Source organism: Streptomyces sp. NPDC088261, from assembly GCF_044740805.1.
In the GTDB taxonomy this organism is placed as follows: Bacteria; Actinomycetota; Actinomycetes; order Streptomycetales; family Streptomycetaceae; genus Streptomyces.
Map to the genome: position 1 here is coordinate 37,453 of NZ_JBIURL010000012.1, position 14,134 is coordinate 51,586.

A 14,134-nucleotide genomic window follows, 5' to 3' on the forward strand; every position below is an offset into this window, starting at 1 on the left:
GGAGTCCGGGCGTGGCATCAGCGGGAGACGCCCCCGGCCGCCGCGGCGGCTCCCCCGCGGGTACGGTCGCGCCGCTCGGCGATCGCCGAGCGGTACAGCTCGGCGGTGCCCTGCGCGGCCCTGGCCCAGGTGAACCGGGCCAGCACCCGCTCCCGGCCCGCCGCGCCGAGCCGTACCCTCAACTCCCGGTCCTCCAGCAGCCGTCCGAGCGCGGCGGCCAGCGCACCCGCGTCGCCGGGCGGTACGGCCAGGCACGTCTCGCCGTCGGCGCCCGCGACCTCGGGGATGGCGCCGCCGGTGGTGGCGACGAGCGGGGTGCCGGTGGCCATGGCCTCGGCGGCCGGCAGGGAGAAACCCTCGTACAGGGACGGTACGCAGGCGATCTGGGCGCCCCGGACCAGGTCGACGAGTTCGGCGTCGGAGATGCCCTTGACGAACTCGACGGCGTCTTCGAGACCGTACCGCTCCAGGGCCCGCGCGACAGGACCGTCCTCGGCCCGGCGGCCGACCACGACCAGGTGGGCGGCGGGGTGTTCGGTCCTGAGCTTGGCCAGTGCCTCGACCAGGTGCACGAGGCCCTTGAGCGGGACGTCGGCGCTGGAGGTGGTGACGATGCGGCCCGGGATCTCGGGCACGGAGGGGTCGGGCGAGAACAACTGCGCGTCCGCGCCGATGGGGACCACGTGGATACGGTCGGCCCGCACCCCGAGGTCGTCGCCTATCTCCTGCTTGGACGAACCGGACACGGTCACGACGGACGGCAGCCGGCGCGCGACCCGCTTCTGCATGCGCGTGAAGCCGTACCAGCGGCGTACGGAGGCCCGGCGCTGCCAGCTCGCCGCCGCGGCCAGGTCCAACCGCCGGTCCACGGTGATGGGGTGGTGGACGGTCGTGACGAGCGGCGCGCCCAGGTCGCCCAAGAGCCCGTATCCCAGGGTCTGGTTGTCGTGGACGACGTCGAACTCGCCCCGGCGGGCGAGGAGATGGCGCCGGGCCCGGAGCGAGAAGGTGAGCGGCTCGGGAAACCCACCGGTCCACATGGTGGCGACCTCCAAGGCGTCGACCCAGTCCCGGAACTCGTCGCGCCTCGGCGTACGGAACGGGTCGGGCTGCCGGTACAGGTCGAGGCTGGGCAGCTCGGTGAGGGTCACCCCGGCGTCGAGGACGGGGTAGGGCTGGGCGCCGATCACCTCGACGGTGTGCCCGAGGAGGGCGAGTTCGCGGGAGAGGTGGCGGACGTAGACGCCCTGGCCGCCGCAGAAGGGGTTGCCCTTGTAACTGAGCAGGGCGATCCGCAGGGGGCCGCTTTTTCTGTCGGACGCTGCGGCCCCGGTGTCCGCCGCGATGGCCTCAGCGGTCACACTCGGCCCCCTTCTCACTGCGCTTGCGGACGTGATCGTCCGCAGGGTCCGAATCTACCGGCAAGTAGCGGGGGTGGAGTGGCCGGATCGGGTGATTCGCACCACGGTGCTCGCGCGGGCGGGCGGGTCGTGCTTGGTGTTGTGCCTTGGGGTCGTGCTTGGTGCCGTGCCTTGGGGTCGTGCCTTGGGGTCGCGCCTCGGTGTCGTGCCTTGGGGTCGCGCCTCGGCGTCGTGCCTCGGTGCCGTGCCTCGGTGCCGTGCCTCGGCGTCGTGCTTGACCTGGAGCGCGCTCGAAGTTCTACGGTTCGTGCTGGACCGGCGCGCACGTCGACGTGCCGGCAGACCGTATCCGGAGGGCGTATGACCACCGACCACACCGGCGGCGAGAGTGAGCCCGCCGAGACCCGTCAGGACCGGTTCGACCGGGGCATGGACGTGCTCGGGAGGGTCGACGGCGAGAGCGGCCGGAAGGTGATCGACTCCCTCGCCGACGTGTCCCCGGAGCTGGGCCACCAGGTCGTCGCCTGGGCCTTCGGCGAAATCTACGACCGCCCCGGGCTGGCGCCGCGCGACCGTCAACTGGTCACGCTCGGCATCCTGACGGCGCTGGGGGGTTGTGAACCCCAACTTGACGTGCACGTCAACGCGGCGCTGAATGTGGGGCTGACGCCGGAGGAGATCGTGGAGGCGTTGTTGCACGCGGCGGTGTATTGCGGGATGCCGCGGGCGCTGAACGCGACGTTTGCCGCGAAGCGGGTCTTTGCGGCGAGGGGGGTGCTTCCGGTGCCTTCCGCGTAGGCGCCGCGGTCGCGCTTTTGTCCTCGCGCCGGACGGGCGCCTGCGCCCAGGTGGGGGGCGCGGCTTCCTGCTTGTCCTCAATCGCCGGACGGGCTTGATTTTGCCCGCTGCGGGCCGCATTTTCCGGCGCGGGTCGTTGCCGGGGGCCGGGCAGGGGTCGTGTCCTGCACTGCATGTTTTACGTCGCGTGCGACCGGTCGTATTGATCGACGATCGCCATGCGACACAAAACACGCTTTACGTTCCGGACACGACCCCTGCCCGTCCCCCTTCCAGGCCCGCGTCAAAAAACAACCCCGGCCCGCCCCGGGTCTTTAAGCCCGTCCGGCGCTTGAGGACATCCGTAACCCGCACCCGTGCACCGGGCGGAGGCCAAAACTAGCCCGTCCGGCGCTTGAGGACATCCGTAAGCGCAACCGAACGCCGGGCAGACGCCGAGACCGAGCCCGTCCGGCGCTTGAGGACAGCGTGGGGCGGGCCCGGTACCGGGGGGGCGTCAGCCGATGCGGACCACCTGGGGGTCGTGGTCGCTCGCCTGGTCCGCGAACTCCGCGTTCACGTGCACCACGTCGTACGAAAGCTTCCGCACACCCGGACTCACCAGAATGTGGTCCAGCGTCTGCGAGTTGCCGTCGTACACATAGCTGTACCGCTCGTCACGAGGCAGCGTCGACATCAGATCCGTCAGCACCCGCCCCCGCGTCAGCGCCTCGACCGGCGGCGAGAACGGGAAGTCGTTCAGGTCGCCGAGGACGACCACCTTCGCCTTGCGGTCCTTCGCCAGCAGGCCGGACACGAAGGTGTTGACCTCCTTCGCCTGGGCCAGGCGCTGCGTCTCCGAGCTGAGCACCGGCGGCTGGAAACGGCCGTACGTCGGCTGGTCCCCGCCCTTGGAGTTGAAGTGGTTGCCGATGACGAAGTACTGGTCGCCGCGGAAGGTGAACTCCCCGACCAGCGGCTTCCGGCTGCTCTTCCACGCGTCCGACGTCGGGTTGATCCGGCCCGGCGACACCGACAGCGTGATGTCCTTGCCGTGCTTGCCCGCCGGGACGACCTTCACGGCCGTCGTCGCGTCGCCGCCCGGGTGGTCGACGAAGCCGACGCGCTTGGGGTTGAAGAGGAAGACGTTGCGGATGTTGCCGCCGGGCTCCCCGCCGTCCGTCTTGTCCTGCGGGTCGACGGAGCGCCAGGAGTACGCGGGACCGCCCGCGGCCCGGATCGCCGCCGTGAACTGCGCGAGCGTCTTGTCCGCGCTGAGCGTCCCGTCGTCCGTCGCGCCGTTGTCGTCCTGGATCTCCTCCAGGCTGACGATGTCGGGCGTCGCGAGGTTCTTGACGATGCCCTCGGCCAGCCGGTCGAACTTGGCCTGCGGGTCGCTCGGGTCGAGGTTCTCGACGTTGTACGTGGCCACGGCCAGCTCGTCGGACTTCGCCTTCTTCGCGACCTCCGGGCGGAGCCCGCCGGACTTCAGCGTGCCGAGCGTGGTCGCCTGGAGGGAGTACCCGCCGAAGCTGCCGTAGTCGAGCGGCCCCGAGGTGACGCCCTTGAGCGTGTCCCCGACGTTGGCCGTGACGGTGGCGCCGGTCAGCGAGGCGACGAGCAGGCGGCCCGAGTTCTGCTGGTCGTACGCGCCGTACAGCGTGCCGCCGCGCTCGGTCGGGTTCTGGCGGGGCTTGGTGGTGATCCAGGTCTCGCCGTACTGGTTGGACGCGCCCACGACGCGGCTGTCGCCGACCCGGACGAGCATGCCCTCGCGGGACTCCAGCCAGTCCAGCGCGTACGTCCGGGGAAGCAGGGTGAGCGGCTCGATGTTGCCGCCCTTCGCGTCCGGGGCGTACCGCTCGGGCACGGTGCGCGAGCCGATGACCTCGGCGGCGGGCAGCGGGTTGCCCGAGGAGAGGACGACGGTCGTGGCGGCGGTCAGCTCGGTGACGGACTGGCCGCCGGCGGCCGCGCCGCCCGGGTAGTACTCGCTGACCTTGCCGCTGACCAGGACCGAGTCACCGGGCTTCACCTGCGGGGTGACGGAGCCGGTGAAGACGAAGACGGCCTCGCTGGTCGCCGCGTCGTGGTCGGGCTGCGGGTCCTGGAACCAGAAGCCGCGCGACGAGCCGGTGGCGCGCACGGCGGTGACCACACCGGGGACGTTGCCGACGCTCGCCCCGGACTGCGGGGAGATCCGGGTGGCGCCCTGGATGTCGTGGATCCGGAGGTCGCCCGGGGTGGTGTTGGTGGGCTCGGGGGTCGGCGTCGGGGTGGGCTCGCCACCGCCGCCGGTGCCCGTGCTGTTACGGGGGGCCGGGGTGGTCGCGGTCAGGTCTGCCGCGTTGTCGTCCGTGTCGGTCAGCGTGGCGTTCCTGCTGACCGAGGTGGTGTTGCCGGCGCCGGTGACCGGGGAGGTCTCCCGTACGGTCGCCGTACCGAAGCCCACGAGGTCCTTGATGCCGGCGTCGGCCGCGCAGTCGGCGGCGGTCAGGCAGGTCAGCGGAGTGGTGGAGTGCACCAGGGCGACCGTGCCGCTCGTCGCGGACAGCGGGATCGTGCCGGTCGCGTCGGGGGCGGGCAGGGCGGTGTCGCCGCCGGTGCCCTTGGCCTCCTGGATCAGGTAGCTGCCACCGGCGGGGACGGCCCCGGTCAGCGGGGTGGCCTGCCACTTGGAGGTGGGGCTCGGCGCGCCGCTGAGGTACTGGACGGACCAGCCGGTCAGGTCGAAGGGACCGTCGCCGGCGTTGCCCAGCTCGATGAAGTCGTGGGTCAGGCTGGCGCCGCTGTTCCCGCCGCCGCCGAACACCTCGGCGATCACGGCGTCCGGTGAAGGGCTCGCCTCGGCGGTGAACGGGAGCGCGATGAGCGAGCCGACCAGGCCGACGGGGACCGTCAGGGCGACCAGTCTGGCCCGCCTGCCGCGCAGGGCCGGGGGTATGGATGAGGGCACGAGGAGCCCTTTCTCTGCTGTGAGAAGGCCGAAAGTCGGCTCAAGATACGCGCGTAGATACGGTCCCAACAAGCCCCCTTTGCGCCCAAAGGCCAAGTGTTTCCCGAGTGTTCGCCGGATTTAACCTGGTTGTCGGGTGGGGCGACGGGGCGCGTCCGTGGCGGACCCGCCTGATCCGCCGCGCCCGCGCGGGGTGCGAACCGCTCCACGGGACCGCGCCGGGAGGCCCCTCCGCTCGGGGGGAGTTGGGCCGGGGCCGGTACAGTGTGCGAGTCGTCATCTGTCCGTACGGGGAGAAGCCGGGGCAATACCGGCGGTAGCCGGAATGTCCCGCCTACGGTCGTGACCGGCTCGCGCCACCGGAAACCGCCGGTGGACGGCATCGTCGAGGTTTACGGGGCCGGAGCCTGGTGCCTGAGTGTGCCTGAGCCCGGCTCCCGCAGGAGAGGCCCAGCCCGCCATGACCACCGTTCGCCGCAGTGCGGCCGTACTCGCCGCATCCGCCGTGCTGTGCGTGACTCTCGCTCAGACGGCCGTCGCGGGCGGCGATGTACGGGCCCCGTCCCCGGACGCGCCCTCGTCGACACCGGCCCCCTCGTCCGCGAACCCCTCCACGCCGGCCCCCTCCTCCCCGGCCCCCGCGTCCCCTCCCGCGGGCACCTCCCCGACCACGTCCTCCACCTCGACGCCCGCCACGCCCGCCGGCCTGACCGCGCCCAGGCGCGCCGCGCTGCCGCCCGGCCTGTACGGCACGGCGGACCCGACGCGGGACGGGGTGTGGCGCCAGTCGCTGGCGATGCTGGGGCAGTACGCGGCCGGCCAGCGCCCCGCCAACAGCGCCATCCTGTGGTTGAAGGGCCAGCAGTGCGCGAGCGGCGCGTTCCCCACGTACCGCGCCGATCCCACCGCCCCGTGCGACGCGGACACGGTCACCGACCCCAACGCCACGGCGGCGGCGGTGCAGGCGCTCTCCACCCTCGGCGGCCAGCGGCCCGTCATGCTCAGCGCCCTGAACTGGCTGCGGAGCGTGCAGAACCCGGACGGCGGCTGGGGCCACCGGCCCGGCGGCCCCAGCGACGCGAACTCCACCTCGCTGGTGATCGGCGCCCTGAGCGCCACCGGCATCCGGCCCAGCTCGTTCCGCTCGTCGGAGGACCACCACGCCTACGACGCCCTGCTCGGCCTCGCGCTGCCGTGCGGCAAGGGGACGGGCCGTACGGGCGGATTCGCCTACCAGCGGGGCGCCGGTACCGGTACGGAGCAGCTGGTCGCCGACAACGACGCCACGGCCGCGGCCGTGCTCGCCGGGGTCGGCAAGCGCATGGTGGTCGCGCCGGTGAAGGCGGGCCCCGCGCCGGTCTGCCGGGGCACGTCCGGCCTCACCCCGGAACGCGCGGCGCGCAACGGCGCCGCCTACCTCGCGTCCGCGCTGGCCAGGACCGGCCACCTCGACCGGCCCCCGCTGCCGGGCACGTCGGACAGCACCCCGCTGGCCGACCCGGGGAGCACCGCCGACGCGGTCGCCGCCCTGGCCTCGTCCGGTTACGCGAACCAGGCGGCGGGCGCCCTGGAGTGGCTCAAGAAGAACGCCGGCCCCTGGGCCGCCGAGAACGGTCCGGCCGCCTACGCCCAGCTGATCTTCGCCGCCCACACGACGGGCACGGACCCGAGGAACTTCGGCGGCCTCAACCTGGTAAAACTCCTGAACGCCACCGGTCCCGCGCCCACCCCCGTACCGAGCATCACCGCCCAGCCGGTGGCCGAGATCCAGAGCGGCGGCCTCGGCGGCACCGGCTTCGGCATCCTGTGGGTCATCGGCATCGGCCTGGCGGCGGGGGTCGCGATCGGCTATCTGCTGAGCAACCGCGGCAGGGCGGGACAGCACCAGCAGCTCTGAGCGGTTGGTCTCAGGCGTCAGGGGTAAGGCGCGTCAGGCGTCAGGCGTCAGGACGACGGTTCGCGCGCCGAGTCGGCCGTATCCGCCGTCCCTCCCGTACCCACGATCCCGCCCGCCGTCCCGGCCGGCCTCGCCGGCTTCCCCGCCGGGAACGGGTCCGGCTTCACCGGCGAGGCCGCCTTCGGCAGCAGCTCGCGCCGGCCCGACAGCAGATACGTCAGCCCGAACCCGACACCGACCACCGTCGCGCCGCCCACCGCGTCCAGCACCCAGTGGTTCGCGGTGCCGACGATCGCGGAGACCGTGAACAGCGGATGCAGCAGCCCCAGCGGCTTCATCCACTTCGGGGCCAGGATCAGGATGATCAGCCCGCACCACAGCGACCAGCCGAAGTGCAGCGACGGCATCGCGGCGTACTGGTTGGTGAGCTGTGTCAGCGCGCCGTAGTCGGGGCTCGCGAGGTCCTGCGGGCCGTGCACGGTGTCGATGAAGCCCATGCCCGGCATCAGCCGCGGCGGGGCCAGCGGGTAGAACCAGAAGCCGACCAGCGCGAGGATCGTCGCGAATCCGAGGGCGGAGCGCGCCCAGCGGTACTGCGCGGGGCGGCGCACGTACAGGATGCCGAGGATCGTGAGCGGCACGATGAAGTGGAAGGTCGAGTAGTAGAAGTTGAAGAAGTCCTCGGCCCACCCGGCCCGCACCGTCGCGCGGTTGGCCCAGTGCTCGATGTCGATGCCGAGCGCCTGCTCGACGGAGTGGACCTGCCGGCCGTGCTCCTCGGCCTCCGCCCGCCCCCCGGCCGCGGCGAGCCGGATCTTCGCGTACACCGAGTAGCCGACCCGGATGACCAGCAGTTCGAGCAGCAGGTTCGGGCGGCTGACGACCCGCCGCCAGAACGGCGCGAAGGGGATACGGCTCCAGCGCGACGGCACGGGCCGCGCGTACTCGGTCGGCACGGGCCGGTAGAAGTACGGAGACGTACGGGACAGGAAGGGCACCCCGCACGCCGCCGCGAGCGCCGCGACGAGCAGCACGTTGTCCCGTACCGGATGGAGCACCGCCATGTTCGGCAGCAGCATCTTCCCCGGCAGGGTCATCACCAGGACCACCACCGCCGGCCACACCAGCCGGTCCCTGGCCTTCTTGCCGACCCGGCCGACCACGGCCAGCAGCACCCACAGCAGCTGGTGCTGCCACGCGGTCGGGGAGACCGCGACGGCCACACAGCCCGTCAGCGCGACGGCGAGCAGCAGTTGTCCGTCGCGGGCGTAGCGCACCGCGCGCCGCAGGCCCAGGAAGACGACACCGGCGGCCAGGAGGAGGAAGAGGACGATCTCCAGGGGCCCTTCGAGGCCCGCGCGCAGGAGCGCGCCGTGCAGGGACTGGTTGGCGAGGCTGTCGGCGCGCTCGCCGAGTCCCACGCCGCCCACATGGTGTATCCAGTACGTCCGGGAGTCGGCCGGCATGGCGGCCCAGGCCAGGGCCGTGAAGAGCGCGAAGGTCGACACCGACGTGACGGCGGCCTTCTTGCGGCCGGTGAACCAGAGCAGCGGCGCGAACAGCAGCACGGCCGGCTGGAGGGCGGCTCCGACACCGATGAGGATCCCGGAGCCCCGCTCGCCGCGTACGACGAAGCAGCCGAGCAGGACGAGCAGCACGGGAAGGATGCTGGTCTGGCCGAGACTGAAACTGTTGCGCACGGGCAGGGACAGCATGAGCAGACTGATCGCCAGCGGCGCGGCCAGCAGAACCCTGCGGCGCGAGGCGCGGCCGGGCAGGGCGCGGGCGACGACGAGGCCGAGCGCGACGACGAGCAGCAGCGTGCCGAACGTCCAGGCGATTCCCAGGCTCTCCTGCGCCGCGCGGGTCAGCGGCTTGAGCACCAGACCGGAGAACGGGGTGCCGGTGAAGGCCTTGGTGTCGTACAGCGAACCCGTCACGTGCAGGACGCCGTTGTCGCCGACCCAGGTCTCCAGGTCGGTCAGCCGTTCACCGGGCGGCCGTCTCAGGACCACCGCCGCCTGTCTCACCGCCAGCACGGCGGCCACGAGCCAGAGCACGACGCGTACGGTGCCGAGCCTCGCCCCCGCCGAGCCCGCCGCCATGCCGCCGTTCACGCTGTGCTCCGCATTCGCCACGCCGCGCCGACCCTCCGTCCGAAAACGCCATCCCTGGGGCATAGAGCCTCGCACCACCCTTCCGGGAAGACTCAGGCAACCCCCTCTTCGCCTGACTGTCATCCCTGTTTTGTCTCGATGCCCATGTCGTCGGCATGCACGTCGGCGGAGACGGGCCCGGCCGGACCGGGATCACTCCAGAAGGGAATCCTGCACCCCGGCGCGCTCCGGCCCGAACCACGACGCGCCCGCGAGCGGTACGCGGGGTCGCGGATGTGCGGACGTACGGACCCGCGGAAGGAAGGCGATGTGCGGACATGCGGAAGGGAGGCGGCGGGCCGTCCCTTGCCCGCCGCCTCCTGGTCTGTCGGGCCGCGCCCGTGAGGGCGCGTGCCTCAGCCGCGCGTCAGATGCGCAACAGCCGTTCCGTCACCTCGCGGTAGCTCTGGAGAGCGAGCCGGAGGTCCTCGGTGTCCTTGCCGCCGTTGTCGCCCTGACCGGAGGTGTCCCAGTCGGCGCGCAGCGAACGGGGGCGCTCGGCGAGCACCTTGCTCAGCCGCTCGGCCGTCTCCTCCAGCACGCCCGCGGCTTCCTCGACGGAGCGCCTGGGCCCGTCGACGAAGGAGCTGAGCGCGTCCTGGAGACGCTGGTTGAGCTTGTCGCTCTCGTCCTGCGGGAAGAACCGGGCCTTGGCGTGGTCGGCCTGGCCGGGGGTGGGGGCCTTGCCGGTGGTGGTGCCGGTGGTGGTGCCGGCCGACGGGCGGGTAGCGGTGCCGGTCGCCGTACGGTCCGAGCCGGTCCCCGTACGGTCTGTGCCGGTCGCCGTACGGTCGGAGTCCGTTGCCGTGCGGTCCGAGCCGGTCGCCGTACGGTCCGCGGCGTCCTTGTCCGTGTCCGCGGTGGCGCCGCGGGACGGGGCCTCCGGCGTACGGACGGGGCGCTTCACCTCGCGGCCGTCCCGCGCCTCGGGGGTGGCGGGAGGCCCGGTCGGCAGGTCCGCGGCGGTGGTGCGGGGGGTGCCGGCGTCGGTCGTACGGTCCGGAGTGCCCGTACGGTCCGGGGTGCTCGTACGGTCCGCCCTGTCGGTGCCGCGGTCGCCGTTCGCGCTGTTCATACCGTCGTTGGTGTCGGTCTTATCGGTGCTGTTCGGGTCGTACGTCATCACGCACCACTCCCTTTGGGTCGCAGTGAAAGGTTCCGGTTCCGGCCGGCGTTCCCGTGGCGGATGCCACCGCTCTCGTCGGGACGGGCCAGGATCAGCTGTTCGAAGAGCCGGCGCGCGCCGACCATGGCCTCGCGCAGCTCTTCCGTGCTCGCGCCGCTCCCGGCGTCGGAGGCCACGTGGTGAACCGTCCGGTAGCCGTCCACCTCGTGCGCGTGGTGGACGGAGAGGGCGTCGAGCTGGTCGTCGTACGCCGTGTCGGGGTAGCCGCGCTCCGCCGCGAGCCGGGCCAACAGTTGGTCGGCCTGGGCGACGGCCTCCTGGGGCGCGTCGACAAAGCGCTCCTGGAGTCCGGCCCAGGCGGCCACGTACTGCTCGCGCTGCTCGGCGGAGAGGGGCTGGGTGTGCAGGTCGCCGTGGCGGCTGACCCGCTCGGCCAGTTCGTGCTCGGCGGCCTTGGTGTCACCGTCGTGCCGCGCCACGGCGCGGTCGTACTCCGGGCCGAAGCGGCGCTTGAGCCCGCCCCGCCCGTTTCCCTTGCCGGGTCCGGCGTACAGGACGGCACCGACAATGATCACGAAGACCACGATCAGACCGATGACGATCAGGACTGTGGACATGGTTGCCTTCCTGTTTCTCTACTCGTCCCGGCTCGTAAGCTCGTAAGTAAGTGCTTCTGGCATCCGGGTTGCCCGTAATCCGCTGGCCAAACAGTCCGGGCCGCCGGTAGGGAAAGGACCATGAACTGGTCCGTACGTCCCGAGCCGTTCGCCACCCCGGAGGCGACCCGTCTGCGCCGCGCCTACTACGCCGAGGTGGCGGGCCGTTACTGGCACCGGCCGGCGACGGAGGCGGAGATCGACGCGGGCCTCGCCGACGACCCGCCGGACGGGCTGGTGCCGCCGGCCGGGGAGTTCGTGGTGGGGCGGTACGGCGGCGAGGCGGCGGCCTGCGGCGGAGTGCGGCTGCTGGCGGGGCAGACCGGTCTCCCGACGGCCGAACTGACCCGCGTGTACGTGGTCCCTGCCGCTCGCGGCACCGGCGGGGGCGGCGCGCTGCTCGCGGCCCTGGAGGCCGCCGCGCGGCGGTTGGGGGCACGGCGGATCGTGCTCGACACGCGGCTCGACCTGGTGGAGGCGCGGGGGCTGTACGGGAAACACGGATACGGGGAGATCCCGGCGTACGGGGAGCCGGGACCGTACAGCGAGATCTGGTACGGCAAGCGGCTGGCGGACTGACCCGGCAACGCCCGCCACCGGCCGGTCCGTTCAGGCGGCGTGGTCCCTCGGCGCGTCCGGGCCGCGCGGGCGTTCGCCGTCGGAGCCGCACAGCTCCGCCGTGAGTTCCCGTACCAACTGCACCAGGTCTGTGGGCCGTTCGGGGGTCCACCAGTCCCCCAGCAGTTCCGCCAGGGACTCCGAGCGGGCGTCCGCGAGCACGTCGCCCGCCTCGACTCCCCTGGCGCTCAGGGTCAGTTGCACGCCCTCGCGGCGGACGAGCGCGCGTTCCTCCAGCTGGCGGGCGGCGTCGGTGACGACCGTGACCGGGAGGGGGACGGAGTCGGCGAGCAGGCCGGGCTCGACCGCGCCCTGGCGGCGGATCCGCAGCAGCAGCCAACTCGCGGCGGGGAGCAGGTCGTACCCCGCTTTCGCGGTGATGTCCTCGTAGATCCGGCGGCGGCCCTCCCGGGTCCCGAGGACGGACAGGGCGCGGGCCACCTCGTCGTGGGAGGAGCGTTCGACGGGGTTGGCGGAGAGGGTCTGGCTGGCCTCCGGCGCGGTCACCGAGCCGCGCAGCGTGTCCTCCTTGAGGAACCACGCGACGGCGAAGGCGAGCAGGACGACCGGCACGGCGTACAGGAAGACGTCGGTGATGGAGGAGGCGTACGCGTGCAGGACGTCGGGGCGCAGCGCGGCGGGCAGCCGGCTGACGGCGCGCGGGTCCTCGGCGAGGCTGTCGGGGCTGACGCCGGGGGGCAGCGGGCGGCGGGCGAGGGTGTCGGCGAGCTTGCTGTGGAGGAGGTTGCTGAAGATCGTGCCGAAGATGGCGACGCCGAAGGAGGAGCCGATGGACCGGAAGAAGGTGGCGCCGGAGGTGGCAACGCCGAGGTCCTGGTAACTGACCGAGTTCTGCACGACCACGACGAGGACCTGCATGACCAGCCCGAGGCCCGCGCCGAAGACGAAGAAGTAGGCGCTCATCTCCGCGGTGCCGCTGGTCTCCTTGAGCTGGTGGAGCAGGAGGAGTCCGACGGCGGTGACGCCGGTGCCGAGGATCGGGAAGACCTTCCAGCGGCCGGTACGGCTGACGATCTGGCCGGATGCGGTGGAGGTGAGGAGCAGCCCGGCGACGAGCGGCAGCATGTGCACGCCGGAGAGGGTGGGGGTGACGCCCTGCACGACCTGGAGGAACGTGGGGAGGAAGGTCAGCGCGCCGAACATGGCGAAGCCGACGACGAAGCTGATGACCGCGACGAGCGTGAACGTCCGGATGCGGAAGAGGCGCAGCGGCAGGACGGGCTCGGCGGCGCGCCGCTCGACGCGGAGGAAGACGGCGAGCAGGACGAGGCCGACGGCGGCGAGCGTGATGATCTGCGGGGAGCCCCAGGCCCAGGTGGAGCCGCCGAGGGAGGCGACGAGGACGAGGCTGGTGGCGACGGAGGCGATGAGGAGCGTGCCGAGGTAGTCGATCGTGTGCTTGGTCCTGCGTACGGGGATGTGCAGGACGGCGGAGATGACGAGCAGCGCGACGATCCCGATGGGGAGGTTGATGTAGAAGACCCAGCGCCAGCTGAGGTGCTGGGTGAAGAACCCGCCGAGGAGCGGGCCGAGGACGCTGGTCGTACCGAAGACGGCGCCGAAGAGGCCCTGGTACTTGCCGCGTTCGCGGGGCGAGACGATGTCGCCGACGATCGCCATGGAGAGCACGATCAGGCCGCCGCCCCCGAGGCCCTGGAGGGCGCGGAAGGCGATGAGCTGGGGCAGGTTCTGGGAGATCCCGCACAGGACGGACCCGACGAGAAAGATGACGATGGCGGTCTGGAAGAGCTTCTTGCGGCCGTACTGGTCGCCGAGCTTGCCCCAGAGGGGGGTGGCGGCGGTGGAGGCGAGCAGGTAGGCGGTGACGACCCAGGAGAGGTGGTCGAGGCCGCCCAGCTCGCTGACGATGGTGGGGAGGGCGGTGGAGACGATGGTCTGGTCGAGCGCGGCGAGGAGGAGGCCCATGAGGAGGGCGCTGATGGCGGCGAGTACGGCGCGCGGACTCTGCCCCTCACCGGGCACGGGACTGGTGGCCCGCTCCCCCGCGTCCTGAGCTGCCATGCCCCGCCTCCTCCACGACCCCCGCACCACCCGGCCCCGCCGGCCCTCCGTCCGGCCCCGGCCCGCCCACCCATCCTGCCCTTTTTGACCGTCGCGTCCCGTTACGGCCCGCCAAACCCCCGCCAGGTCACCCGGCCGCCGACACGGGCCGGAGGGAGGGCCTGCATAATCGCCGGTTCAAGGGGAGGGGACCCACTGTGAACAACAAACGGAACGGCTACGGGCCGGGGCCCGGCGGCGCCGGACGGGGGCCGGGCACGGGGCCGGGGGGCACCGGGCCGGTCGAGGAGCCCGCCGCGAGCCGGGGGCCCGAGCCGGAACCGGCCACGGACACGGACACCGGGCCGGCCACCGCACCGGAGACGGCGTCCGGTCCCGGCCGGGGGTCTGCCACGGGGCCGGCCACCGGACCGGCGCCGACCGCCGAGCCGAACGCACAGCCGAACGCCGGACCGGCCGCGGGCCCGGGCGCGGCGCCATCCGCAGGGGCGAACGCGAGGCCGGCCGCCGGGCGGAACGCACCATCGGGCGCGGCGGCCCGCAG

Annotated in this window: 9 protein-coding genes; 3 read left to right on the forward strand and 6 right to left on the reverse strand. The window is 72.6% G+C overall.

Features of this window, described 5'->3' with window-relative positions; genetic code table 11:
• Nucleotides 1-17: 17 nt before the first annotated feature.
• On the reverse strand, nucleotides 18-1,361 hold the full coding sequence (locus ACIODU_RS22760; RefSeq protein WP_401769672.1) for a glycosyltransferase family 4 protein: 1,344 nt from the start codon (nucleotides 1,359-1,361) through the stop codon (nucleotides 18-20).
• A gap of 360 nt (nucleotides 1,362-1,721) precedes the next feature.
• Here ACIODU_RS22760 and ACIODU_RS22765 point away from each other — a divergent pair, with 360 nt between their 5' ends.
• Complete coding sequence (locus tag ACIODU_RS22765; RefSeq protein WP_356422640.1) at nucleotides 1,722-2,159, forward strand: carboxymuconolactone decarboxylase family protein; 438 nt, start codon at nucleotides 1,722-1,724, stop codon at nucleotides 2,157-2,159.
• A 496-nt stretch (nucleotides 2,160-2,655) separates the two neighbouring features.
• Here ACIODU_RS22765 and ACIODU_RS22770 read toward each other — a convergent pair whose 3' ends face one another.
• A complete protein-coding gene (locus ACIODU_RS22770; RefSeq protein ID WP_401769764.1) occupies nucleotides 2,656-5,070 on the reverse strand; it encodes an endonuclease/exonuclease/phosphatase family protein in 2,415 nt (804 codons plus the stop codon).
• A gap of 484 nt (nucleotides 5,071-5,554) precedes the next feature.
• On the opposite strand from ACIODU_RS22770, the gene ACIODU_RS22775 reads away from it, so the two are divergent.
• Nucleotides 5,555-6,991, forward strand: coding sequence for a prenyltransferase/squalene oxidase repeat-containing protein (locus ACIODU_RS22775; RefSeq protein WP_401769673.1), 1,437 nt, complete (start codon nucleotides 5,555-5,557; stop codon nucleotides 6,989-6,991).
• A 47-nt stretch (nucleotides 6,992-7,038) separates the two neighbouring features.
• Here the strand turns inward: ACIODU_RS22775 and ACIODU_RS22780 are convergent, their stop codons facing one another.
• From ACIODU_RS22780 to ACIODU_RS22790, 3 genes are all read right to left on the reverse strand, one after another.
• Complete coding sequence (locus tag ACIODU_RS22780; RefSeq protein ID WP_401769765.1) at nucleotides 7,039-9,096, reverse strand: bifunctional glycosyltransferase 87/phosphatase PAP2 family protein; 2,058 nt, start codon at nucleotides 9,094-9,096, stop codon at nucleotides 7,039-7,041.
• 418 nt (nucleotides 9,097-9,514) lie between these two features.
• Nucleotides 9,515-10,270, reverse strand: coding sequence for a hypothetical protein (locus ACIODU_RS22785; protein WP_401769674.1), 756 nt, complete (start codon nucleotides 10,268-10,270; stop codon nucleotides 9,515-9,517).
• Nucleotides 10,270-10,890, reverse strand: coding sequence for a hypothetical protein (locus ACIODU_RS22790; protein WP_356422631.1), 621 nt, complete (start codon nucleotides 10,888-10,890; stop codon nucleotides 10,270-10,272). The genes ACIODU_RS22785 and ACIODU_RS22790 overlap by 1 nt, the downstream gene beginning before the upstream one ends.
• A gap of 120 nt (nucleotides 10,891-11,010) precedes the next feature.
• Between ACIODU_RS22790 and ACIODU_RS22795 the strand changes: the two genes are divergently transcribed.
• Complete coding sequence (locus tag ACIODU_RS22795) at nucleotides 11,011-11,508, forward strand: GNAT family N-acetyltransferase (protein WP_401769675.1); 498 nt, start codon at nucleotides 11,011-11,013, stop codon at nucleotides 11,506-11,508.
• Nucleotides 11,509-11,538: 30 nt separating this feature from the next.
• Here the strand turns inward: ACIODU_RS22795 and ACIODU_RS22800 are convergent, their stop codons facing one another.
• Entirely contained in the window at nucleotides 11,539-13,590 is a 2,052-nt protein-coding gene (locus ACIODU_RS22800) for a DHA2 family efflux MFS transporter permease subunit (RefSeq protein ID WP_401769676.1), read from the reverse strand.
• Nucleotides 13,591-14,134 lie beyond the last annotated feature (544 nt).